The following is a 25,956-nucleotide window of genomic DNA, read 5'->3' as shown; positions in this document are numbered from 1 at the left end:
ACCTCCAGGAGATTTCAATCTTCTGAACCAATTAGCAATGTTATGAACGTTGTACCATGAAATAGTGATTGGCTGCCTTGTGCCAGTGGGCCTATTTCGCCGAAAGAATAAAAACCGCAAAACGGGATATAGTTTAAATGTTCTTGAACAGTTTGAGCTTCCTTGATAACTTGTGTGCCCATCATAATTTTTCTTCCTGCACATGAGAAATTTAATGCAGCAGCAGGCTTAATGCCTTTATAGTTATTAAGTGCTGTTTTTATAGACCTGGTACATGTATCTATGCAGGAATTTTTATCTGCGGTTATAAGCTGAACATAAGAACCTTCCGGAACTACTCCGTTTAAAGTTACACTGCCTGTATCGGGATCACAAAACGGGGCACTGCGTACATAAAAGCTGTCTCTATCTTTTTCATATACTGCGAGGCAGTAATTCATGAACAAAATATGCGAACTGCCTATATAACGCTGGAAGTATTCAAGAGCAGGCTTGTCTCCAATGCTATAAAGCACATTTTTATTGGATGAAGTGACCAGTTCTTTTGCACCCATGGGTGTATGCCCGCCATTAATACCGCAGGAAAATGTTACAGGACCGGCGAACAGCAGAAGGACTACACTATCTGTCGCAACTTTGTCATTATAGAATTGAAATGTTGTCCTTTTTTTTGAATGTGCTGCAGAGGCAGCTCCAATCAGCGGAAAATTTTGGCCAAGCACTTCTTCAATACCTTTATCAATATCTGATACACCTGCATTAAGCGGGTCTGTGAGCATGATTGCAAAGCGTTCCTGATTTTTGCAGCGTTTCAAACCTGAAAGTGCTTTTAAAGCAGCATCATTTCCTACTTCCTTGCCACGCAATGAAGAACCTTCCCCAAGTCCGGCACAAATTTCAATTGTGTCTGAAGCGAATACCATAAAAACGATTGAATCTTCTGTAAAACCATGAACAGAAGACATTTCACCATCTGTTGTACATCCAATCAGTTGGATAGAAGGGTATGCAGTACGTATTAAAGATAATATGTGGGCATGGTCACAATCTAAAGTACAAAACAATATTCCGGCCTGAGGTATTATGTCTCCTAAAGTGGCATGGATCTGACAAAGTATTTCCTTTACTGCTTCATCAATAATTACATCTTCACTGTGTCCTATAGCTACTTTTAGCATATTTACTCTCCTTAAGAAAACAATATATATTAGAATCATTGTTAATATACATATGTCAGAGCAAATAACGAAGATTAAACGGAATTTGCGATAGACAAATGTAAAAATTAATAGATTTTTATTCAATATAATTTTGATATATATACATTTCATAAATTCCACATAAAATACAAAAATCCTTCCTAAAATTACTTTTTTTTATTTAGTTGGGAAATGCTACAATATTAGAAACGAAAATAACAGAGAATTTATTTGTTTGCCATTCGTATAGTCAATAGTAGTGATTAGTAGTCATTAGTTTGTTGTACTTATGTAAATTTTATGATATTATTATCTATATAAAAAGGATAATAATTTTACTTTTGATTTTTGTATTTATAATATTCAAATAAAAATCAATATTTTATGGAGGTGACAGTTAAAATATAAAGCTAGTTTAGCAGTATCATAGTATAGTAAGGATGCATTTACTCAATTTAAAATACTATCCATTTTCTATCGTATTTATATATATTAATCTATTCATTGAAATATACAAATCAAATCAGTTACACATTCCATATAGAGAAATGCTGTAAAAAATTTTAATTTCAATTAAAACAGTTAGTTTTAGGGGGAAAAGTAAAATGAAAAAAATTTTTATTTTATCATTAGTAATGATACTTATTTCATCAGTTATACCCAGCAGTATAACAGCTTCAGCAGAAGAAGTTGATGTCACCGAGCAGGGTGATGACTGGCTTCACGTGGAAGGCACCAATATAGTTGACAAGGATGGGAAAAAAGTATGGTTAACCGGTGCCAATTGGTTCGGGTTTAACTGCAGGGAAAGAATGCTTTTGGATTCGTATCACAGCAATATTGTAAAAGATATTGAAATAGTTGCAGATAAGGGTATCAATGTAGTAAGATTACCAATTGCAACTGACTTATTATATGCGTGGAGTAAGGGCCAATATCCCATTTCAACAGATACAAGCTACAATAACGAAGCTTTGGCTGGACTAAACAGTTATGAATTGTTCCACTTTATGCTGGAAAACTTCAAGAGGGTAGGAATCAAGGTTATACTTGATGTACATAGTGCAGAGACAGACAATATGGGGCATACGCACCCTGTCTGGTTCAAAGGTACCATAACAGAAGAAGTATTCAAATCTGCCTGGGTATGGGCAGCTAATCATTTCAAAGATGATGATACAGTAATAGGTTTTGACCTAAAGAACGAGCCGCATACAAATACAGGAACATTAAAGATGATGTCCCAAAGCGCAATCTGGGATGATTCCAACAGGGCAACAAACTGGAAGAGAGTTGCACAGGAGACAGCATTAAAAATATTGGAAGTACATCCTAATGTATTGATATTTGTTGAAGGGGTAGAAATATATCCTAAAGACGGAAAATGGGATGATGAAGAGGTGGATTTAAGCCCTTGGACAGGTAAAAACGAATACTACGGCAATTGGTGGGGAGGAAATTTAAGAGGTGTTAAAGATTATCCTATTAATCTGGGAAAATATCAAAAGCAGCTTGTATATTCACCTCATGACTATGGTCCGTTAGTATATGAGCAGGAATGGTTTAAGGGTGAGTTTGTAACTGCAGACGATGATACAGCAAAAAAAATATTATATGATGAATGCTGGAAAGAGAACTGGGCGTACATTATGGAGGATGGAATAGCTCCATTGCTGGTTGGAGAATGGGGAGGCCTTACAGAAGGTGGCGACAAGCTTCTTGATCTCAATAAGAAATATTTAAGGTCCATGAGAGATTATATTGTAGAAAATAAATACAAATTACATCATACTTTCTGGTGCATAAATATTGACTCTGCTGATACAGGCGGATTGTTGACCCGTGGAGAAGGTACAGCTTTTGAAGGCGGAAGAGACCTAAAATGGAATGACAATAAATATGACAATTACTTGCTGCCTACTTTATGGCAAAATAAAGAAGGTAAGTTTGTTGGTTTGGACCATAAATTACCATTAGGTAAAAACGGTATATCGGTAAGTGATTTTGTTGAATCAGGTGAAACACCTACAAAATCTACACCAACACCAACTAAACCAACATCAACTAAACCAACATCAACTAAACCAACATCAACTAAGCCTACACCTACTAAGGTTACGCCAACACCTACTGAAAATGGTTCAGGTTTTACAGTGTCGGGTTACATAAAACCTGTGTTTAACTATACAAGCAGCAGTGTAATGGCAGGATTCAAGGTTGAGCTCGATGGAACAGAGTTAAGTGCAGTATCGGATGATAATGGTTTTTTTGCCATAAAAAATGTTCCTGGAAAAACATACACCATTAAGATAAGCAAGGCAGGATATCTTGAAAGAACTATTTCATCGATCACTGTAAACGCTGATAAGGAAATATCGGGGGAAACTGCTCCATTGGATATGTGGGCAGGTGATTTGCCGGTAAAAGAAGTTCAGGATGGTACTATCAATATTGCAGATGTTGTGGAACTTGCAAAAGCTTTTAATAAAGTATCTACCGATACAGGATTTTTAACTTGTGCTGACTTTAACAGTGATAACAGTATCAATATGTCGGATGTTATTATTCTGGCTAAAAACTTCAATAAGACATCAGCAGGATATCCGGCTATAAATTAGAAATAAAAAATAGTCATGACTTAGATAATTATAAAGGCTGTATCATAAGAATATTATGAATACAGCTTTTTTATGTATTTTTAAAATATGAGCTGTGGGGATGATTTAAGAATTGCCATTCATTCGCAAAATATTTGAGGCAAACTCACCTTTTTGTGGAAATGCATTTAAAACGGTGATATAATGTGAATTGACTATTTTGTTCGTTGAGGAGGAAATATTGTGGCAGATAAAAATGATAGACTTATTATACCGGAAAAATATGATCCTATTTTAACTGTAAAGCAAACAGAGAATGCTATTAAGAAAATAAAAGACAATTTCGAAAGTGAGCTGTCAAGAGTACTTAATTTGAGCAGGGTTTCAGCACCTTTGTTCATTAGGCCTGAAACAGGAATGAATGATAACCTTAATGGGGTGGAAAGACCGGTAGCCTTTGATGTTAAGGGAATTGGCGGAGATACTGTAGAAGTTGTACATTCTCTTGCAAAATGGAAGCGTATGGCTCTGGGTAAATATGATTTTAAAGTTGGTGAAGGTTTATATACCGATATGAACGCCATAAGAAGAGATGAAGACCTTGATAATCTTCACTCAATCTATGTTGACCAGTGGGATTGGGAACTTGTGATTGAAAAGAAAGATAGAAATGTTGATACATTAAAGAGCATTGTAAGAAAAATTTACAGTGCCGTTAAGAAAACAGAAGACTTCGTTTGTACAATGCACCCTGAAATACCTAAAATATTACCTGAAGAAATCAGCTTTGTTACTACTCAGGAACTTGAAGATATGTTCCCTGCACTTACACCTAAGGAAAGGGAAGATATGATAGCGAAGGAAAAGAAGGCTGTATTTGTAATGAAAATAGGAGGCCTTTTGAAGTCCGGCATCAAGCATGACGGAAGGGCACCTGACTATGATGATTGGGAACTTAACGGAGATATAGTTTTATGGTATCCTGTTTTAAATAGAGCTTTTGAAATATCTTCAATGGGAATAAGGGTAGATGAGGATTCACTTGTAAGTCAGCTGAAGGAAGCAGGCTGTGAAGACCGTAAACGTCTCGGATTCCATAAGGATTTGATGGAAAGAAAGCTTCCTTACACTGTTGGCGGCGGAATAGGCCAATCCAGACTTTGTATGTTCTTTATGAAAAAAGCCCATATTGGTGAAGTACAGGCATCCATATGGCCGGATTCGATGATTAAAATTTGCGATGAAGCAAATATAAAAATATTATAATGAATTAAATATCAAATAAAGGTTAAAATATCAATTAACAAAGGGGTTAATGGATAATATGAAAAGTACAATGATAAAAAGTCTGTATAGGCAGGCTCAGGACTACGTAAACAAAGACATAACCATATCAGGATGGGTTAAGACATTAAGAGATTCCAAGACTTTCGGGTTTATTGAGGTGAATGACGGATCTTTCTTTAAAAACCTTCAAATTGTTTTTGAAGAGGGCAACATTCCAAACTTCAAGGAAGTAACTAAAATGCCTGTAGGATCTTCAATTATTGTTTGTGGAAAGCTGGTTGAAACTCCAAATGCAAAACAGCCTTTTGAGTTAAAAGCAAGCAGCATTCAAATAGAAGGTCTCTCAACGCCTGATTATCCACTTCAAAAGAAGAGGCATACATTTGAGTATTTGAGGACCATTGCACATTTAAGACCAAGGACAAATACTTTTTCTGCAGTTTTTAGGATAAGGTCTTTAGCGGCTTATGCAATCCACAAGTTTTTTCAGGAGAGAGGCTTTGTGTATGTTCATACACCGATTATAACCGGAAGTGATGCTGAAGGTGCAGGACAAATGTTCAGAGTGTCTACCCTTGACTTAAATAATTTGCCCAGAACTGAGGAAGGTGCAGTAGATTTCAGCCAGGACTTCTTCGGAAAGGAAACCAACCTTACGGTAAGCGGTCAATTAGAAGGCGAAACATACTGCATGGCTTTTAGAAATGTATATACATTTGGACCGACATTCAGGGCTGAAAACTCCAATACTGCAAGACATGCAGCAGAGTTCTGGATGGTTGAGCCGGAAATTGCCTTTTCAGACCTTCAGGATGACATGGAACTTGCAGAAGATATGCTGAAATTTATAATTAACTACTGCATGGAAAATGCACCGGAAGAAATGGCATTCTTTAATAGTTTTGTTGACAACACTTTGTTTGAAAGACTTAATAACATTGTCAACTCCAAGTTTGCACATGTTACGTATACCGAGGCAGTAGAGCTTCTTAAGAAAGATAAGGACAAATTTGAATACCCGGTAGAGTGGGGAGCAGACCTTCAGACTGAACATGAAAGATATCTTACCGAGCAGATTTTTAAAAAGCCTGTATTTGTTACAGACTACCCAAAAGATATCAAAGCTTTCTATATGAGGATGAATGATGATAACAAGACAGTTGCAGCTATGGATCTTTTAGTTCCGGGAGTAGGAGAGATAATAGGAGGAAGCCAGAGGGAAGAAAGGCTTGATTATCTTGAAAAGAGAATGGATGAGATGGGACTCCATAAGGATGACTACTGGTGGTATATGGATTTAAGGAAATACGGCGGGACAAAACATGCTGGTTTTGGCCTGGGTTTTGAAAGAGCCATCATGTATATTACAGGCATGTCAAATATAAGAGATGTTGTATCATTCCCAAGAACAGTTAACACCGCTGAGTTCTAATTGAATGACGAGTGTTTTTTAGATAAGTAATTTTAATGACAAAAGGAAATCGTGGATGACAAAACAGTTATGGCTAAATGTTGGCTGTAACTGTTTTTTATGAATAGGAAGGTGGTTTTTATGTTTTGTGAGTTAAATGAAATAAATAAAAGGCCACAGCCATTTGAGTTTTACACTGCACCGGAATTATGGACAAATGAGTATACATCTCAAAAAATGTTGGAATACCATCTTGATGAATCTATTGATGCTGCATCTAGGAATATAGGCTTTATTGATAAATCAGTTGAATGGATGGTTGAGTATTTTAATATAAACAGCAGTTCAAGCATAATAGATTTTGGCTGTGGTCCTGGGTTGTATACCTCCCGATTTGCCAAAACAGGAGCAAAGGTTACAGGGATTGATTTCTCCCAGAGATCTCTTGAATATGCCCAAAAAGAAGCTGTAAAAAACAATTTAAATATCGATTACATATGGGGTGACTATCTTAAGGTCGACTTAAATGAAAAATATGACCTTATTACAATGATAATGTGTGATTATACTGCATTAAGTCCAGCACAGAGAAAAAAGTTACTCGATATATTTCGAGGCTTGTTAAAGCCTGGTGGTTCAATCATACTGGATGTATATTCTTATAATTACTTCCATGAAAATCAAGAGATTTCCATATATGAGTTCAATCACCTCAATAGGTTCTGGTCACCTGATGATTACTACTGTTTTGTTAATACTTTTAAATATGAGATGGAGAAGCTTATTCTTGAAAAGTACGCGATAATTGATAAGAGCAGTAAACGGTTTATTTACAATTGGTTTCAGTGTTTTAGTGTGGAATCCATACGATCAGAATTTGAAGAGAATGGCCTAGGAGTTATTGATATATTCTCTGATGTTGCAGGCAAAGGATTTGATAATAAAACTAAGGAGTTTGCAATAGTAGCTAGAGATAATAAATTTAAGTAATGCTTTATGCTTTATGTATAAGAATTAATAGATTTTTAATTTTTAATTTTTATATTATTTGGTATATGAAAAAAATAAGAATTAAAAAAACAGCCAACTGCTAATTTACTGCAGCTGGCTGTTTCTAAGTTTTAATGCAAATTATTTCTTGTTTGCATCTGTATTTTTGCTTGTATTTTTATTAGTATTTGTACATTTAAACAATAGAGTAAATAATTCTGCTCTTGTTATACTTTTTCCAGGTTTAAATGTATTGTCGGTATAGCCTTTTATAAGGTCTGACTCAGTAGCTTTAGCAATATACTTATATGACCATCCGGGAATATCCTTAACATCCTTGAATTTAAGCTCTTTTGTAGATTCACCCAGTTTAAACGCTCTCATGATCATTGTAATTGCTTCCTGTCTGCTGCATTCCTTATTAGGACTGAATGTCTTGTCAGCATTTCCTTGTATGATTCCGCTTTGTTTTGCCAATGCAATATAGCCTAATGCCCATGAAGGTATGGTCTTTGCATCTATAAAATCAACCTTGGCGTTATCCAAAGGCTTGAGGCCCAATGTTTTCATTATGGAAACCGCAAGTTCTGCTCTGGAAATGTTTTTATCGGGTTTGATTGTTCCATCTGTGTAGCCGCTAATAATTCCTTTTGTTATCAGAGCACTAATATAATCTTTAGCCCAGTGCTTTGAAATATCGCTGAAGCCTGCAGCTGGCTTAGGAGAAACTGGTATATTTGTAGCACTTGCCTTTGGTGTAGGAGTAGGTGTTGTTGATGTTTTGGCTGTAGGTGTTGCAGTAGGTGTAACAGTTGGTGTTGCAGTAGCAGTTGGGGTAGGTGTTGCAGTAGGTGTTGATGTTGTATTGTTTGGGTTACTACCGATGTAAGGTCTTGAAGTGGCAGTTGGTGTAGGAGTAGAAGTAGGTGCTGTTGACTCAGAAGTAACAGGTGTAGGAGTAGAAGTAGGTTCTGTTGATTCAGAAGCAACAGGTGTAGGAGTAGAAGTAGGTTCTGTTGATTCAGAAGCAACAGGTGTAGGAGTAGAAGTAGGTGCTGTTGACTCAGAAGTAACAGGTGTAGGAGTAGAAGTAGGTGTTGATACAATTTCACTTTCGAGTATGATATTACCTAAGCCTGATAAACTCTGCCAAGAATTTCCTGAAGCATCACACCATATGCTTACACTATCTCTGGAGCCTGTATCATCTTCATCATTGTCATTATTAATCTGAAGATCAAAACCTAATAATCTGCCTGCCTCTAATTTAATTGCAGTCATTGGTATTGCAGCTTCCACAATATAACCTGTATCGGTTTTTGATGTAGCAGATTTGAAACCTTGTGGCTTAGCGTGGTCAAATGCAACTTCATTATCAAAATTGATTCTAATTTGGTAATCATCTGTTTGATAAGCTGTAGTCTTACTGTTGTTTTGGTCTACGAATATTTCTACAGAATCTTGTTCATAAGTGTTGGGGCTCTTCTTGCTAAGTTTTGTATCACTTACATCTGCCAGAACATAGAGATAGTCTTTATCCCAAAGTGTCTTGAATTTTGCAGTTGATCCGGATGACCCTGATACCCAGACTCCTGTTTCATTATCAGAAACGTTGTACCAAGTGCTGTCAACGCTGCCATCAATAACTGGTGTACCACATTTTACCTGTATGAGCTTTGCAGCACCTTCAAGAGATAAGAAACCATATCCGGAATTATCGGTATCTAATCTGTTTTTGTAATCATTCCAAACGACTACTGAAGATAATGTATTGTCTGTATTAAAGTCTTTTACTCTAAAATCAATTTCCAATTTGTCACCTTTTTTAGGAGCAAAATTGGAAATAGGAATAAAAGCCTGAATCAAATAGCCGTTATCATCTTTTTTGGTAAAGCAATGATATACTTCATTAGTTACTGAATTGTTTGGCGTTATAGTAAAGTGCATATTATCGTCCATAGAAGCTTCGTCTTTATCGATGAATATTTCAAGACTGTCTTTTGTACTTACTGTTTTATCAGTAACCTGTGCAAGAATATAAAGGCTATTATTATCCCACATTGTTTTAACACTAGCAGTGGTACCTTCGGTTCCATATACGACTTGTGTTACATCGACAGGAGTTATTGTACTCCATAATATGTCAGTATTATTTATTGATATAAAAGGAGATCCATTGTAGGTATTAATCTGCTTCTTGTAAACAGGTAAACTGTCAGGATCAGTTAATGCTGTGAATGCAGGTTTTACCTGAAGTCTACTGTTAAATATGAGTGCGGCATCAGTTCTGCCTTCTCTAGGGAAGTCATTTTTCCATGACATACCATCATCGGTTCCCCATAATGTAACTGAGTCAATAATACCTTTTTGAGCTTCTTTTTTGAAGAGATCAAATAAATCCATGAATCTTTTTGCCTGTGATGCTAATATTTCTTCTGTTGCAGCCTTTTTCTCTTCAGTATCTGACTTATAGATGGACATATCAAGTTCGGTAACCTGAACCTTTACACCCAAAGAAGCAATTTTTTCAATTGAACTCTTGATTTGCTCCATTGAAGGTCCATAATTGCTTATATGCATCTGGAATCCTGCAACAAGTCTATCTTTTGAAATACCTGAATCTAATATACGTTTAACGGTATCATAAAAAGCATCCAATTTTTTAGTGCTGGATTCAAGACTGTAATCGTTTATGCAGAATTTAACCTTATCATCACCGATTTTATCAGCTATTTCCTGTGCATATTTGAAAGCTTGAATGATATAATCATCAGCAATTCCATCATTGTCCATATCGCCTATAATTGACTTCCATTTTGAATCACGAAGTCCTTCAGTATCGGAAATTACTTCATTTACTACGTCATATGTATGAATTTTGCCTTTATACCTTGTCATAAAAGTTTCCATATGAGTCTTCATTCTTTCAAGAAGCTTTTCTCTTGTAGCAGGCATGCTTGAATCAGCAGGATCGGTAAAGAGCCAATCTGGAACCTGACTGTGCCATACAAATGCATGTCCTCTCACAAGCATTTTATTTTCCTGTGCGAAGTTAACAATCTTATCCGCATTTTCAAATGTGAATTTACCTTCTTCAGGTTGAATTTCTATGGGTTTCATAACATTTTCAGCAGTTAAACTTGTATAATGTTTCTTTAGATATTCAACATATACCGGATTTTCAGTCATATCAGGCCTAATAGCTGCTCCTATTGGGAAATATTCATCCCAAACACTGCGAAGTGATATTGCATTAGGGTCAAAATCATAAGTAATGGGTTCTGTGGTTCCTTGAGCTTTGAAGCTTACATCATCTAAATAGAAGTCTATACATGTTGCACCATCAGCAGGTTTCGCCTCAGCTGTTTCTGCATAAAGGTGAATACCTTCACTAGGAACAGCGTTTGAAGGGATTGTATAAATGCCTTCAAGTTTTGTCCAAACACCTTTACTAACTGACAGCTGGCTTACCTGGTCCCAATGTGTTTCAGTTCCGTCATTCCATTGAACACTCAATCTAAATGTCATGGTATCTGGTGCATTTTCGCTATTATACATAACCCACGCAGACCCGGTATACTCATTACCTGGTATGGGATCGCCCATTTCATTTCCAACGAGATTTTGGGCAGCTCCATGCCATCCATCTTTTCTGCCTGTGATTTTTAAAACTGAACTTCTATCGCTATATACATCTGAAGTAACTTCTATGGAAGCGTCTCCTCTGTTGTACCACCAATTTATTCCATTTTCAAAATCACCGTTATTTACTATATCTTTTCCTTCTATCTTAGGAGCATCAACCCCTACAGTGACGTACATAGTCTTATCATCAGGGTTTAATGCAACACCTTTTTTATTGAATAATTCACTCAATGTTACAAATTTATAACCTTGACTTAAGAGCTCAGGAATTATAATATCAAGTGCTTCAGGGGTTGGATGTGGCAAAGGCTGAACATCATGTAAAAGGATTATTGATCCATCTTTAACATTATCTATTATAGCTTTTGCTCTTTGCTCGGCAGTAGTTGATCTTTCCCAGTCATTTGCAGTAACACCGCTTACGAAAGGCATATCGATTGCATCGAACATTGTATCGCTTATAGAAAGATTCGGAGGACGGAAAAATAATGGTTTTGTTCCTGAGTACTGCTCTATAGCATAAGTTGTGTCTGTTACTGACTTCTTGACTTCTTCGGAAGTCATGTTCGCCATATCCGCATAGCTCCATGAATGGTTGCCTATTTCGCAGCCTAAATCAAGAACTCTTTGTATAACATCTTTTGTATCTTCACCAATTTTACTTCCAACCATCATAAAAGTTGCAGGAACTTTATATTTTTGGAGCCTGTCCAGCACAAGAGGTGTAAGATTTTTATCAGGCCCATCATCAAATGTTAATGCAACTAATTTTTCAGAAGCTGCTGATTCCGCAACTGAAAAACTTAAATCATCTGCATAGAAGTCTATAAAAGTATCTGTTTCATTTGTTTCAACATAAATTTGTACACCTTTTGAAACATCGGAGTCTGCAGGTAGGGTATAGTCACCTTCAATTAGTGTCCACTTTCCTTTTTCTACATCTAATTGAGCAACAGTATCGTACTTGTCTTCAGTACCATCATTTCTTTTTATTGAGAGCTTAAATGTTACATTGGATTTTGTTTCCGAATTAAACATAACCCATGCAGAGCCGTGATATTTTTTGCCTGCCACTGGATTTTCCCTCTGGTTATCTGTAAGTACTTGAGCAACACCATTCCATGGGTTTGTTCTTCCGTTAGTCTTAATACTTGAATTTCCACTGTGCTTGACATCTGATACCGTTGTCAAACTTGAACCGCCATTAGCGTGCCACCAGTTTGTGCTGTTTTCCATATCACCATTTTCTACAAGATTAATGTCTTGCGTGTCAACTGCCAATGCTGACATGTTAAATGTGAACAGCATGCTTAAAAGCATAATGATTGAAATGGTAAAACTTATACACTTGTTGATCCTTCTTTTGGACATCATTAAAACTCCCCCTTATTACTAATTTTTTTTGAATTTTTTAGTGCATCTTGCTTTGAATAATAATTAACTATGCTCCTTTCCATAAAGTGTACAACATTTATTGTACATTAATAATTACCAAGTGGAAATATTAAATTTGTTAAAATTTTTTAAAAGTTCCATAACGAAAAAATGTAGTATCGAAATGTTAAAATACGATACTACATTTTACATTATTATCTATAGTCTTGTATTGCAGATCAATCCATCGTAGGCTTTCACCTATTCATTACTTTAACAGTACTAAATCTAAGCCCTTTAATGAGCATCCTAGAACATAATAAATATACAATAATGATAGGTGTTGTAAATACTGCAATGGCAGCATATATTGCCCCATAATCATTGCCATATAACCCCTTGCTTAAAGCAGTCACTATCGGAACTGTATACAGATTAATATCTTCCAATATCGTAATAGGTATAAGATAGCTATTCCAGACTGAGATAAAGGTAAACATGGATATTGTAGCAATGCCTGGAATTATATTGGGGAGAACAATACTATGATATATTCGATATTCAGAGCAGCCGTCTATTCTTGCAGCAGCCATCATAGAATCGGATATTTTATATTGAATATAATACCTCATAAAAAAACAAAAAGGGGATTGGCTATAGAAGGAATAATTAAAGGTAATAAGGTATTGGTGATGTTAAAAAAAGTACAAACTTTATAGAAACCTATAAAGCAAATTTGCTGCGGTACTATCAGTGATATGAAAAGTAGTGAAAATAAATAATTCTTTCCTATAAATTTGTATTTTGCAAATCCATAAGCTGTTAAGCTGCCGAAAAATGCTGATAGTAAAGTCGCTGGAATAGTCACAACTATACTGTTTTTAAAAGCCGAAAAAACAGGCACAATATGTATTAATCTATCAAAGTTATTTAAAAATTCATTGCCGGGAAATATTGCCTGTAAAGTAGCTGTGTTAAAACTGCTTTGAGTAGCACAGACAATCATAAAATAAAATGGCAAGATACAAATCAGGGAAATGGATATTAATATAATATATAAAAATATTTTAAGCATAATATTCATAATTGATATATCCCGTTCTTTTACTGTAATTTTAGAGACTTTCTAATTCCTTACAACAGTGATCAAAGTTGACAAAACTCCATACGATTATATTTTTTAATAGATATACTTCAGAACTGTTTTTTCTTTAATGTATATTAGAATTTAATATTAATGTTATCATTTTATATGTTTTATGTCAATTTATAGAATAATTATTATTGTTATATAAAGCAAAAAAACAGCCGGCTTCTATACATCCGATTAATAACGGATTTCATAATGAAGCCAGCTGTTTTTATAGAGAGTTTAGCTTAGCCGTTATTTCTTAATTGATTTAAACAATATTGCAAACAGTTCTGCTCTGGTTATACTATTACCCGGCTTGAATGTATTGTCAGGATAACCTTTAATAAGCTCAGATTCAATGGCTTTTGAAATAGATTTATAAGACCACTGCTGTATGTCGGTCACATCATTAAAACTGAGCTGTTTGCTTGACTCACCTAGATTAAATGCTCTCACTATCATTGTAATTGCTTCCTGTCTGCTGCAATTTTTGTCAGGCCCAAAGGTCTTGTCGTCATTTCCCTTAACAATACCTTTTTCTTTAGCTAAAGCTATATAGGCTAATGCCCATGAAGGAATTTTTTTCGCATCGGCAAAATCAACTTTGGATACCTCAGGTGGTTTAAGCCCTAATGCTTTTATTATTGCTATTGTAAGCTCTGTTCTGGTAATTTTATTATCAGGCTTTATTGTGCCATCCAAATAACCGCTGACAATACCTTTTGATACCAGTTCGCTGATAAAGTCCTTTGCCCAGTGTGTCGAAATATCGGTAAATCCTGCAACAGGCTTATTGGAATTAGATTTTCCCTTATTGAGGATTAAATTACCAATACCTGATATGTTTTGCCATGTGTTACCTGAACCATCACACCAGATGCTTACACTATCCCTTAATCCGTCGCCGTCTTCATCGTTATTAACTTGCAGGTCAAAGCCTAATACACTGCCTGATTCTGCTTTAATCGCAGTTAATGGTATTGCGGTTTCCACAATGTACCCTGTATCTGTTTTAGCTGTAGCAGATTTTAAACTGTCTGATTTTCCATGATCAAATGAAACTTCATTATCAAAGTTGATTCTTATTTGGTAATCGTCTGCCTCATAAGATGTAGTTTTGCCGTTGTTCTGATCTATGAATATCTCTACAGAATCCTGCTGGTAAGTATCTGTACTTTTCTTACTCAGCTTACTGTCGGTTACGACTGCCAGAACATAGAGATTTTTTTCATCCCACAAAGTCCTAAACTTTGCAGTAGATCCTGATGAACCAGCTACCCATACATTGGTATTGGTTTCATCAACACTATTCCAAACACTGTCAATAACGCCATCCACAACAGGGGTGCCGTGTGTTACCTCAATAAGCTTTGATTCTTTACCAAGTACTAGATAACCATAACCTGAAGTATCGGCATCTATCTTGTTTTTGTAATCATTCCATACAATTTTTGAGGATAACAAACCTTTTTGATCATAGTTGTTAATTCTTAAATCAAAACCTAATTTATCACCCTGTTTCATGGAAAGAGCAGAAATGGGAACAGCTATCTGTACAGTATATCCATTCTGATCTTTTTTAGAAAAGCTTAATACATCACCAGTTAAGTTTTTGTCGAAAGGTATGGTATATTGTTTGTTATCATTTGTTGCGGTGGGATCTTTGTCAAGGAATATTTCAAGGCTGTCCTTTGAACTTTTTGTCTTATCCGCAATTTGAGCCAAGATATAAAGCTTGTCACTATCCCACATTGTCTTGATATTTGCTGACGTACCTTCTTTTCCATCTACTAACTGGTTAACATCAACAGGCTTAACTGTACTCCATAATATGTCCACATTATTACCTAGAACAGGAGATGCTTTATATGTATTAATCTGCTGCTTGTAAACAGGCAAACTGTTAGGATCAGTCAATGCCATATATGCAGGTTTTGCTTGAAGCCTTTTGTTAAATAGAAGTGCAGCATCCGGCCTGCCTTTAACAGGATAATCATTTAACCAAGACATACCGTCATCTGTACCCCATAGTGTAACAGTATCAACAATACCTTTTTTAGACTCTTCTTTTAAAAGGTCGAATAAATCTTTATATCTTTTTGCCTGTGTCAATAGTATTTCCTCTGTAGTAGTTTTTGTTTGTTCATCGCTTGATTTGTAAATGGAAATATCAAGCTCGGTAACCTGAACTTTTACACCTAAGGAAGCAATTTTCTCGATTGAACTTTTAATTTGGTCAATTGAAGGTGCAAAATTACTTATATGCATCTGGAATCCAACTACAATCCTATCTTTGGATATGCCTTCTTTTTCAGCTACTTTTAATATACGTTTTGCCAGATCATACATAGCATCTAATTTTTTTGAACTTGATTCAAGGCTGTAATCATTTATACAGAACTTAACATTTCTATCTCCGATTTTGTTAGCCGTTTCAAAAGCGTACTTAAATGCAGATAGTATATAGTCATCATCAACTTTATCCTTATCAACGTCACCGACTATTGTCTTGTATTTTGAATTTTCGCTGTCTCCACGCAGTCCGCTGTTATCTGAAAGTACTTCATTTACAACATCATATGTATGTACTTTACCTTTATAATGTGTCATAACAGTTGAAATGTGAGTTTTTATTCTTTCGAGAAGCTTTTCACTTGAAGCAGGTTTTGAAGAGTCGGCAGGATTTGTAAAGAACCATGCTGGAACCTGATTATGCCAGAGAAGTGCATGTCCTCTTACAAGCATTTTGTTATCCTGTGCGTAATTCACAATCTTATCGGCTTCAATAAAGGCAAACTTGCCTTCTTCCGGCTGTAAACCCTCTTGTTTCATAACATTTTCAGCAGTCAAGCTTGCATAATGCTTTTTAAGATATTCACTGTATACAGGATCCTCAGTCATTGCAGGTGTTATTGCTGCTCCTACGGCGAAATATGGGTCCCATACACTGCGGAGTGCTTTTAAATTGGGGTTATAGTCTAAAGTAACCGGTTCATCGCTTCCTTGTGATTTGAAGCTTACATCATCTATATAGAAATCAATGCATGAGTCTGACTCTGATTCTGCAGTTTCCACGTATAATGTTACACCCTTATCAAAAACAGCATCCGAACTAATGGTATATGAACCTTCAAGCTTTGTCCACTTTCCTTTTTCAACAGCTAATTGTTTAACTGTGTCGTATTTGTCACTATTTTCAGCAGCACCGTTATTCCATTGTACACTCAATCTGAATGTCACGGTATCAGGTGCATTGGTGCCATTATACATAACCCATGCTGAACCCATGTATGATTTGCCTTTTACCGGATCACCCTTACCATTGCCTACAAGGTTCTGGGAAGTACCGTTCCATCCGATTTTTCTGCCGGTAACTTTTAACCCAAAGCTACCGCCATTTTTTACATCTGTGGATTCTATAGCTACTGTGCTTCCTCTTGGACTCCAACCATTCTTGCCGTCCTCGAAATTACCGTTAACTACAAGATCTTTACCTTCTACTTTTTGTGCATCAACACCAACTGTAACGTACATTGTCTTATCATTTGGGTCTAGTGTAACACCTTTGGCACTAAATAGTTTGCTTAATGTTACAAATTTGTATCCCCGTTCAAGGAGTGTTGGGATTATAATATCAAGTGCTTCAGGTGTAGGGTGGGGGAGAGGCTGAACATCATGTAGAAGTATTATTGATCCGTCTTGTACATTGTTTATTATAGCATTTGCCCTTTGCTCGGCTGTTGTTTTCTGATCCCAGTCATTTGCAGTTACACCGCTTGCAAAAGGCATGTCGATTACATCGAACATTGTATCGCTTGTTGAAAGATTCGGGGGACGGAAGAACAATGGTGTTGTACCTGAATACTTTTGTATTGCGTAAGTAGTATCTGTTACTGACTTTTTCACTTCGTCAGCAGACATATTTTTCATGTCGGCATAACTCCATGAATGGTTTCCGATTTCACAACCCAAATCAATGACTCTTTTTACTGTAGGAGCAGTTGTATCGGTAAGCTTGCTTCCAACCATCATGAAAGTTGCAGGAACCTTATATTTTTCCAGTTTGTCAAGAACTAATGCAGTCAGTGTATTATCCGGACCATCGTCAAAAGTAAGGGCAACTAATTTATCGGTAGTTGATGAGGATGCATCACTAAAGCTTATATCATCGGCATAAAAATCAACCAATGGAGCAGTTTCCGATTTTACTGATTCAATATATAGTTGTACTCCTTTTGAAACATCGGTGTCTTTTGGAAGGCTGTAGTCACCTTCAAGCAATGTCCACTTTCCTTTTTCCACATCTGCCTGGGCTATATTGTCATATTTATCTTCAGTACCGTCATTTCTCTTAATTGAGAGTTTAAATGTTACTTTTGCAGCATCGTCAGCCTTAAACATAACCCAGGCTGATCCATGGTATTTGTTGCCTGCTACAGGAGCGGTTTTATTATCTGTAAGTACCTGTGCTACGCCGTTCCACGGGTTTGTTCGTCCTGCGGCTTTAATACTGGAATTGCCGCTGTGTCTTTCATCTGAAGCGGATACAAGTGGTGAACCGCCGTTGCTGTGCCATTTGGTTATGCCGTTTTCCATATCACCGTTTTCAACAAGGTTAGCCGCGTTCGTCTGAGCTGCAAATGAAGTAAAGTTCATTGTTGAAAAAAGGCTTAACAACATAATCAATGAAAGAGTTAAGCTTATACTCTTCCTGATCCCCTTTTTGGATACCATTAATATTCCTCCTTGATATTTAGATTTTTTCTCATCTTATTTATCGATTTATACAAAAAGTTCTTTAGTAAGATTCCTAGCATTTGGTAAGGTATTTTATGGTGATTTTTCAATCATGCCTTTAGTTATTTCTAATCACATAGCAGGTCTATAGGCCTATTACCAAAACTATCCCGCAGGACTATTTATTTTCAATTATCCATAATATATAATTAAAAACATGAAAGTTATGTAAACCACTTCTCGAATAATTCCTGATTATAAAAAAACTTAAAGGAGAAAAATGATATGATGAACAAAAGAATTTGGTTATTTGTTTTAGTTGTAGTTGCCATTCTCTCTGCTAATCTGGTACATCTATATGCGGCTTCTAATACTACTCCTTCTGCACCAACTCTCTCATTTACACCGATGACTCCTACCAATGGAAATGTAACAGTAACCATTTATTACCCAAAGACCGCATCTATAAAGCAGTATAAATTAGGAACCGATGGGGTCTGGACTACATATTATGCTCCTGTAGTCGTAACTTCAAATGTTTATGTGTATGCCAGATACCAGACTAGTGCAGGATATTGGTCAGCCTTAGGCGGGTACCCCATTAAGAATATTGATAAAACCCCTCCTTTAGCTCCTACTTTTTCTTTATCCTCTACAGTGGAGACAAATCAAGATGTGACGGTTACTATAAATTTCAGTTCAGATTCAACAAATAAACAATATAAATTAGATAGTGATTCAACATGGATAAATTACACAAATACTATTGTGTTATCATCAAATACAACAATCTATGCAAAAGCATCGGATAGCGTAGGGAACTGGACTTCCATAGTGAGCTATACCGTTTCAAATATAGATAATACTAAGCCAAGTATGCCAATACTTACTGCCGATATTGTAAGTCCAACCAATGGAGATGTTAATATAACTGTTGCTTATCCCGATGATGCCAAAATTAAGCAGTACAGGATAGGTAATGACAGCAATTGGATTGATTATAACGGATCAATTTTGATAACTTCAAACACCGTAGTCTATGCAAAAGCATCCGATAGTGCCGGCAATTGGTCGGATGAAGCAGTCTATATAGTAAATAATATCGATAAAGTTGCCCCAGATGCTCCTGTTATAATTTCTTCAACAACAAGATTGACTGATGAACCGGTAATTATTTCGATAGATTTTAGCCAGGATTCAGTATTAAGACAATATAAAATAGGTGCTATTGGTAATTGGTTGGATTATACTGATCCGCTTAATATAAATACAAATACTACAGTATATTCCAGGGCATCAGATATTGCTGGTAATTGGAGTATTGAAGCAGCTTTTGGTATTACAAATATCAGAAGAACAGTTATGGCATACACTGTCAAAAACTATTCTACAGATGTGTCATCATATAACTCCATTAAGGCAAATACTACCACAATAAATGAAATTGCTACAGCAACATATAGCGTAGATGGTTTAGGAAATCTGACAGGTACGGCACCTATGGACCAGATTAGTTATGCAAACAGCAATGGCATTCGAACAAAACTAATGGTAAGTAACAGCTTTGATGCAGCATTAGCAAAACAGCTCTTGGAAAGTCCGGCAAATAGAGAAAACCTGAAAAACAATATAATAAGTTTATTAAAGGCTAATAATTATACTGGAGTAGATATAGATATTGAAAATATTCCGGCTAGTTGTAGAAATTACTTTACCACATTTATGAGTGAAATTTATAGTGTATTAAAGCCGCTGGGCTACGGTGTATCGGTGGCTGTCCAAGCGAAGACATATGATTCTCCTAATGCAACTTGGAACTATGCTTTTGATTATAAATCACTGGCTCAATACTCGGATTTCCTAATGATTATGGCATATGATGAGCATTACGCAGGAGGCATTCCAGGTGCTGTTGCATCCATAAACTGGGTTACAAGCGTTATTGATTATGCTCTTACAGTAGTACCGAAGGAAAAAATTGTTCTTGGTATGGCAGCATACGGGTACGATTGGGGAGGAACAACCACAAAAGCTTATTCGATAAACGGATGCTACAATGTTGCAAGTCAATATGGTGCCATAGTAAAATTTGATGATGTTACAAAATCCAAATACTTTACATATATGGTTAATGGAGTATCGCATACAGTGTGGTTCGAAGATGGGGAAACAATAGCATACAAACTGGATCTGGCAAATTCCAAGGATCTTAAAGGTGTTGGTATTTGGAGATTAGGGCTTGAGAACTCAAATTATTGGTCTACAATCAAAGAAAAGTTTAATAAGTAAGTGATTGTTATAATATTTTAAACAAACAGTATATCTGTTTTATTAAAAATAAGGGAGAACCGCACAACTACTCAAGTGGCGGTCTCCCTTATTTTTTGTCCTAGAAATTATGGCGTATTAGCACCAATTACAAAGATAACGACATTAATTTACTGGATGCTTGGATAATCAGTTATGTTATTATTGAAATTTTTAGCCATTATAATAACATCTGCTATACTGATAGAATTATCCTTATCAAAATCCAAATAGGATATGAAGCCTGTATCTGTTGCTGTTAGACCAAAGGCTTTTGCTATTTGCATGGCATCAATCATGTTTATAGCATTATCCTGAACATTATTTACAGGGATATCACCAGCCCAAATCGCAATTGGTGCTGACTTTGAGCCGATAATCTTGCTTCCGTTAACTTTAACGGAGAATATCTTTCTTGTGAGATAGCCCTTCTTGCTGATTAACAGGTTATATGATTTGCCGCTTTGGATGTTTTGGATTTCAAAGTAACCATTTTCGTCAGTTAATGCACTTAATCCAGTACCTTCAAGCTCAACCTTAAAGCCGGGTAATATGCTTGCTGCCTGGCTGCTTGTATAATTGAACCCTGGATTTATATATCCTGCTACCTTTGTTTCGGAAGCAATTCCTCCTAAGATTATATTACCGAAGTTGGATACATCCTTATAAGAGAATCCAGTAGGATCACACCAGATACTTACACTATCACGAGATCCATCACCATCTTCGTCATTGTTTACCTGAAGGTCAAATCCTAAAACGTTGCCTTCTTTTGCTGTAGTTGCAGTCAATGGAATTTCCGCTTCTACAATATAGCCTGTTTCCGTCTTTGATGTAGCAGACTTAAATCCTGCCAGCTCACCAGGATTATATGAAACCTCATTGTCAAAATTGATTCTGATTTGATAGTCATCTGATTCATAGTATGAATTTTTAGCGTTATCCTGATCGATGAATATTTCAACAGAATCCTGCTGGTAAGCATCAGAGCTTGCTTTTGAAAGTAAGCTGTCGGTTACTTCAGCCAATACATACAGCTTGCCGTTTTCCCAGAGGGTCTTGAATGTTGCTGTAGATCCGGAAGTACCGTTAACCCAGGTATCGGTTTCATTTGCCTGAACATCCTTCCAGATGCTGTCAATGCTTCCGTCAATAACAGGAGTGCCCTTATTTACATTAATAAGTTTTACTTCCTTATCAAACAATAAATAACCCAACCCAGTAGGATAATTGTCTAATTTACTCTTGTTATCATTCCAAACAACTACTGATGATAATTTTCCATTTGTAGCATAGTCACTTACCCTGAAGTCAATTCCAATCTTATCACCTTGTTTTATTGTAGTTCCGGTAAGAGAAACTACAGTCTCAAGCAAGTATCCGTCAGCATTTCGTTTAATACCATTTAGCATTAAGGTATAATGCTTATTGTCTTCCGGGGTATCGAGGTTTGTGTCCACGAACATTTCAAGGCAATCCTTCGCATTTGGTGTACTATCATTTATCTGAGCTAATATATAAAGGTCATTTCCGTCCCACATTGTCTTAATTTTTGTTGTCGCACCTTCTGTACCGGAAATATACTGGTTTACATCAACCCATTTTATTGCATCCCATAAGTTGTCAATATCATTATCTATGACAGGAGCACCTTTGTATGAGATCATTTGCTGCTTGTAAACCGGAAGTTTGTCAGGGTCTGTCAATGCTGTATAAGCAGGTTTTGCCTGAAGTCTCCTGTTAAACAGCAATGCAGGGTCAGGTCTGCCTTTTACAGGGAAATCATTTAACCACGATTCTCCGTCATCAACTCCCCATATTGTAACAGTGTCTAAATTACCCTTTAATGCCTCATCTTTAAAGATTTCAAAAACATCCTTATATCTCTTTGCCTGAAGCATAAATATGTCTTCTGTTGCAGTTTTCTTAGGCTCTGAGGAAGATTTGTAAATGGACATATCAAGCTCTGTGACCTGAACCTTTACACCAAGTGATGCTATTTTTTCTATAGATAATCTGATTTGATCAACAGAAGGGCTGTAGATACTGATATGCATCTGGAAACCTACAACAATCCTGCCTTTGGACATTCCGCATTCATCAGCAACTTTCAATATACGCTTTGTAATGTTGTACATTTCATCCAATTTTTTAGTGCTGGACTCAAGATTGTAATCGTTAATACAGAATTTTACATTGTCATCGCCGATTTTCCTTGCTGTTTCAAAAGCATATTTAAACGCTGCCAGGATATAATCATCATCTACTCCGTCTTTATCCACATCTCCGACAATGGATTTCCATTTTGAATTTTCATCATCTCCACGTAGTCCGCTTATATCGGAAAGTACTTCATTTACTACGTCATACGTATGTATTTTTCCTTTATAATGTGTCATAACTGCTTCAATGTGTGTTTTCAGTCTTCCTAAAAGCATTTCGCTTGTTGCAGGTTTTGTTGAATCCTGAGGATCAGTAAAGAACCACGCAGGAATCTGATTGTGCCACAGAAGTGTATGACCTCTTAAAAGCTTGTTGTTTGCCTCAGCAAAAGCGGCAATTTTGTCTGTGTCAGTAAATGTAAATTTACCTTCTGTAGGCTGTATTGCATCAGGCTTCATGCAGTTGCCGGGAGTCAAACTGGAGTAATGCTTATTAATGTATGCATTGTAAATTGGTGATTCAAGCATATCTGGTGATATAGCGGCTCCAAGTGGGAAGTACTGATCCCAAACGCTATGTAAAGACGTAATACTCGGATCAAAATCAAGTGAATCACCGCCTGTTACTTTTACATCATCAAGGTAAAAATCAACAAGGGTGCTGCCGGGTGCTTCAAAATATAACCCAATATTAGTCAAAGTAGGATCATAAGTAACGGTATATTCACCTTCAATTAATGCCCATTTTCCTTTTGTTGCAGTAACTGAGCCAAGATTTATATAATCGGTGCCTGATCCGCTGTCCTTCTGAATACTCATTTGAATACTCTGAGTATCAGGTCCGTCCTTATACATTACATAAGCAGAGAATTGATAGGACTTATCAAAGTTAACTACTCCCATTAAGGTATGCTGCGGGCCGTTCCAGCTTTGTGTCCTGCCTGTTGCAGCAATGCTATAGCTTCCGTTATGATATTCTGCATCGGTTACAGCTACAGCTTCTTCACCCCTATTTGTCCAACCGCTCAAATCACCGGTTTCAAAATCAGTGTACATGCTGTCACTACCGTTTAGTGATACAGTAGATCCAGGCTCCTTAAAACTTATATCATCTAAATAGAAATCAACAAATGACTCTGATTCAGTAGTTTCTATATAAAGATGTACACCTTTTTCCAAAACTGCCTCTGAAGGAATGGTATAAGTGCCTTCAAGTTTTGTCCATTGACCTTTTGTTACTTCCACCTGACTTACCTGGTCGTAGTGGTCATCTGTACCATCATTCCATTGAACACTTAACTTGAATGTCACTGTTTCAGGCACAGTTTCACCATCAAACATAACCCATGCTGCTCCACTATATGGTTTCTCTGCAACAGGGTCACCTTTCTCATTTCCCACAAGGTTCTGAGCAGGACCTTGCCATGATGATGTTCTGCCTGTAACCATGAGGCTTGAATTTCCGCCATGCTTTACATCTGAAGAGGCAGCAATAGAAGCACTTCCTCTGTTGTACCACCAGTTAGTTCCGTTTTCAATGTCTCCGTTATTTACTATGTCTTTACCGGAACCTGTAGGAGTACTGCCTGTTACTTGAGAATACATTACTTTTTTTGTTGAATCCAGCTCAACACCTTTTCTCTTAAATAATTCGCTCAATGTTACAAACTCATAACCCTTACTTATGAGTGTAGGAATGATTTTATCCAGAGCTTCTGCTGTTGGATGGGGTAGGGGCTGAACGTCATGAAGAAGTACTATTGAGCCGTCTTTTACACCATTTATAATTGCATCTGCTCTTTGATCGGCAGTAGTGGATTGATCCCAATCATTTGCAGTCACACCGCTTACAAAAGTAAGATCTATTGCATCATACATAGTATCGCTTAATGCAAGATTTGGGGGACGGAAAAATAAAGGTTTTGTTCCTGAATATTTTTCTATAGCTGCTGAAGTATCATTTACAGATTTTTGTATTTGCTCTGCTGTCATTTTATCCATGCCGGAATAGGTCCAGGAATGGTTTCCGATTTCACAGCCCAAGTCAATAACTCTCTTAACTGTAGGAGCAGTTGTATCGTTTATTTTGCTTCCAACCATCATGAATGTAGCCGGAACATTATATTTTTCAAGCTTGTCCAATACCAAGGATGTAAGTGTGTTATCCGGTCCATCATCAAATGTAAGTGCAACTAACTTATCAGGATTTCCGGAAGGTGTAGGAACAGGTGAAGTCGCAGTAGCTGATGGTGATGCTGTAGATGCAGGTTCTTCAGTGGTTAAGCTTATATCATCAGCATAGAAATCAACAAAAGATTCTGATTCTGTAGTTTCAAGATAGATATGTACTCCTTCTGATACAACAGTATCTGCAGGAAGAGTATAATCACCTTCAAGCAATGTCCACTGTCCCTTTGTAACAGCTGCTGAATTAATATTGTCATACTTATCTTCAGTACCGTTATTTCTTTTAATGCTCAGCTTGAATGTTACGCTGTCAGGTGCAGTTTCACCGTCAAACATAATCCATGCTGTACCATGATATTTGATACCTGCTACAGGGTCGCCTTTTTGGTTTCCTGTTAGATTTTGTGCGGCACCTTCCCATGGATTTTCTCTGCCTGTAGCCTTTATGCTGTAACTACCGCTGTGTTTAACATCCGATACTGATACGACAGGTTCACCGCCGTTGCTATGCCACCAGTATGTACTGTTTTCCATATCACCGTTGTTAACGATGTCTTGAGTACCAGCTGCAAATGAGGTTAAGTTCACTGTTGATATCATGCCTAACAGCATAATAATTGATACAGCGAAGCTTATACATTTGTTGAGCTTCTTTGATATCATTGTAAGTCCCCCTTACTACTAAAAAAAATAATTGATATATATACATAGATATACAAACATATTTTATATTATTAATCGTAATGTGAAAATAAGAATCTTGTGTTTTTTATAAAATTGCTCGTGATAATGAATGAACTTATAATTGGCATAAGGGAGTATCGCAAAGTTGTAAAAATAATATGCGATCTCCCTTATATTAATATTGCTGCGGACAAATAATAATTAAACTAATTACTGATTAGAAAAGAGATACCTAACTACCTAT

11 protein-coding genes are annotated in these 25,956 nt (G+C 36.5%); 5 read left to right on the top strand and 6 right to left on the bottom strand.

Annotated elements, in window-relative coordinates; translation table 11 throughout:
- Window positions 1–14 precede the first annotated feature (14 nt).
- On the bottom strand, window positions 15–1,178 hold the full coding sequence (locus Bccel_RS07105) for an FIST signal transduction protein (protein ID WP_036942237.1): 1,164 nt from the start codon (window positions 1,176–1,178) through the stop codon (window positions 15–17).
- A 626-nt stretch (window positions 1,179–1,804) separates the two neighbouring features.
- Here Bccel_RS07105 and Bccel_RS07100 point away from each other — a divergent pair.
- From Bccel_RS07100 to Bccel_RS07085, 4 genes are all read left to right on the top strand, one after another.
- Window positions 1,805–3,817 carry a cellulase family glycosylhydrolase gene (locus tag Bccel_RS07100; protein WP_081926943.1) on the top strand — a complete coding sequence of 671 codons (2,013 nt, stop codon included), beginning with the start codon at window positions 1,805–1,807 and terminating at the stop codon, window positions 3,815–3,817.
- A gap of 222 nt (window positions 3,818–4,039) precedes the next feature.
- The gene (gene asnA / locus Bccel_RS07095) at window positions 4,040–5,062 is read left to right on the top strand and encodes an aspartate--ammonia ligase (RefSeq protein WP_036942234.1); all 1,023 of its coding nucleotides are present in this window, start codon (window positions 4,040–4,042) and stop codon (window positions 5,060–5,062) included.
- A gap of 58 nt (window positions 5,063–5,120) precedes the next feature.
- The gene (asnS, locus tag Bccel_RS07090) at window positions 5,121–6,515 is read left to right on the top strand and encodes an asparagine--tRNA ligase (protein ID WP_036942449.1); all 1,395 of its coding nucleotides are present in this window, start codon (window positions 5,121–5,123) and stop codon (window positions 6,513–6,515) included.
- 120 nt (window positions 6,516–6,635) lie between these two features.
- A complete protein-coding gene (locus tag Bccel_RS07085) occupies window positions 6,636–7,484 on the top strand; it encodes a class I SAM-dependent methyltransferase (RefSeq protein WP_036942231.1) in 849 nt (282 codons plus the stop codon).
- 141 nt (window positions 7,485–7,625) lie between these two features.
- Here Bccel_RS07085 and Bccel_RS07080 read toward each other — a convergent pair whose 3' ends face one another.
- The 4 genes from Bccel_RS07080 to Bccel_RS07065 all read right to left on the bottom strand — a co-directional run bounded on the left by Bccel_RS07080 (window position 7,626) and on the right by Bccel_RS07065 (window position 18,369).
- A complete protein-coding gene (locus tag Bccel_RS07080) occupies window positions 7,626–12,503 on the bottom strand; it encodes an endo-1,4-beta-xylanase (RefSeq protein ID WP_050753234.1) in 4,878 nt (1,625 codons plus the stop codon).
- A gap of 257 nt (window positions 12,504–12,760) precedes the next feature.
- Complete coding sequence (locus Bccel_RS07075) at window positions 12,761–13,135, bottom strand: ABC transporter permease subunit (RefSeq protein ID WP_081926942.1); 375 nt, start codon at window positions 13,133–13,135, stop codon at window positions 12,761–12,763.
- Window positions 13,132–13,587, bottom strand: coding sequence for an ABC transporter permease family protein (locus Bccel_RS07070; RefSeq protein WP_036942227.1), 456 nt, complete (start codon window positions 13,585–13,587; stop codon window positions 13,132–13,134). The genes Bccel_RS07075 and Bccel_RS07070 overlap by 4 nt, the downstream gene beginning before the upstream one ends.
- A 300-nt stretch (window positions 13,588–13,887) precedes the next feature.
- Window positions 13,888–18,369 (bottom strand): endo-1,4-beta-xylanase, encoded by a 4,482-nt coding sequence (locus tag Bccel_RS07065; RefSeq protein WP_036942225.1) that lies wholly within the window; start codon window positions 18,367–18,369, stop codon window positions 13,888–13,890.
- Window positions 18,370–18,657: 288 nt separating this feature from the next.
- Between Bccel_RS07065 and Bccel_RS07060 the strand changes: the two genes are divergently transcribed.
- Entirely contained in the window at window positions 18,658–20,661 is a 2,004-nt protein-coding gene (locus Bccel_RS07060) for a glycosyl hydrolase family 18 protein (protein ID WP_050753233.1), read from the top strand.
- Window positions 20,662–20,810: 149 nt separating this feature from the next.
- Here Bccel_RS07060 and Bccel_RS07055 read toward each other — a convergent pair whose 3' ends face one another.
- On the bottom strand, window positions 20,811–25,691 hold the full coding sequence (locus Bccel_RS07055; RefSeq protein ID WP_036942223.1) for an endo-1,4-beta-xylanase: 4,881 nt from the start codon (window positions 25,689–25,691) through the stop codon (window positions 20,811–20,813).
- Window positions 25,692–25,956 lie beyond the last annotated feature (265 nt).

Source organism: Pseudobacteroides cellulosolvens ATCC 35603 = DSM 2933, from assembly GCF_001262605.1.
In the GTDB taxonomy this organism is placed as follows: domain Bacteria; phylum Bacillota; class Clostridia; order Acetivibrionales; family DSM-2933; genus Pseudobacteroides; species Pseudobacteroides cellulosolvens.
The sequence above is the reverse complement of the archived record's forward strand: the minus strand, read 5'-3'. Positions and strand labels throughout refer to the sequence as shown.

What these genes read in the sequence shown, in the direction of transcription:
- Bccel_RS07065 (WP_036942225.1), bottom strand. Translation starts at nt 18,369, where the DNA reads ATGGTATCCAAAAAGGGGATCAGGAAGAGTATAAGCTTAACTCTTTCA.
- Bccel_RS07105 (WP_036942237.1), bottom strand. Translation starts at nt 1,178, where the DNA reads ATGCTAAAAGTAGCTATAGGACACAGTGAAGATGTAATTATTGATGAA.
- Bccel_RS07100 (WP_081926943.1), top strand. Translation starts at nt 1,805, where the DNA reads ATGAAAAAAATTTTTATTTTATCATTAGTAATGATACTTATTTCATCA.
- Bccel_RS07070 (WP_036942227.1), bottom strand. Translation starts at nt 13,587, where the DNA reads ATGAATATTATGCTTAAAATATTTTTATATATTATATTAATATCCATT.
- Bccel_RS07075 (WP_081926942.1), bottom strand. Translation starts at nt 13,135, where the DNA reads ATGAGGTATTATATTCAATATAAAATATCCGATTCTATGATGGCTGCT.
- asnS (WP_036942449.1), top strand. Translation starts at nt 5,121, where the DNA reads ATGAAAAGTACAATGATAAAAAGTCTGTATAGGCAGGCTCAGGACTAC.
- Bccel_RS07085 (WP_036942231.1), top strand. Translation starts at nt 6,636, where the DNA reads ATGTTTTGTGAGTTAAATGAAATAAATAAAAGGCCACAGCCATTTGAG.
- Bccel_RS07060 (WP_050753233.1), top strand. Translation starts at nt 18,658, where the DNA reads ATGATGAACAAAAGAATTTGGTTATTTGTTTTAGTTGTAGTTGCCATT.
- Bccel_RS07055 (WP_036942223.1), bottom strand. Translation starts at nt 25,691, where the DNA reads ATGATATCAAAGAAGCTCAACAAATGTATAAGCTTCGCTGTATCAATT.
- Bccel_RS07080 (WP_050753234.1), bottom strand. Translation starts at nt 12,503, where the DNA reads ATGATGTCCAAAAGAAGGATCAACAAGTGTATAAGTTTTACCATTTCA.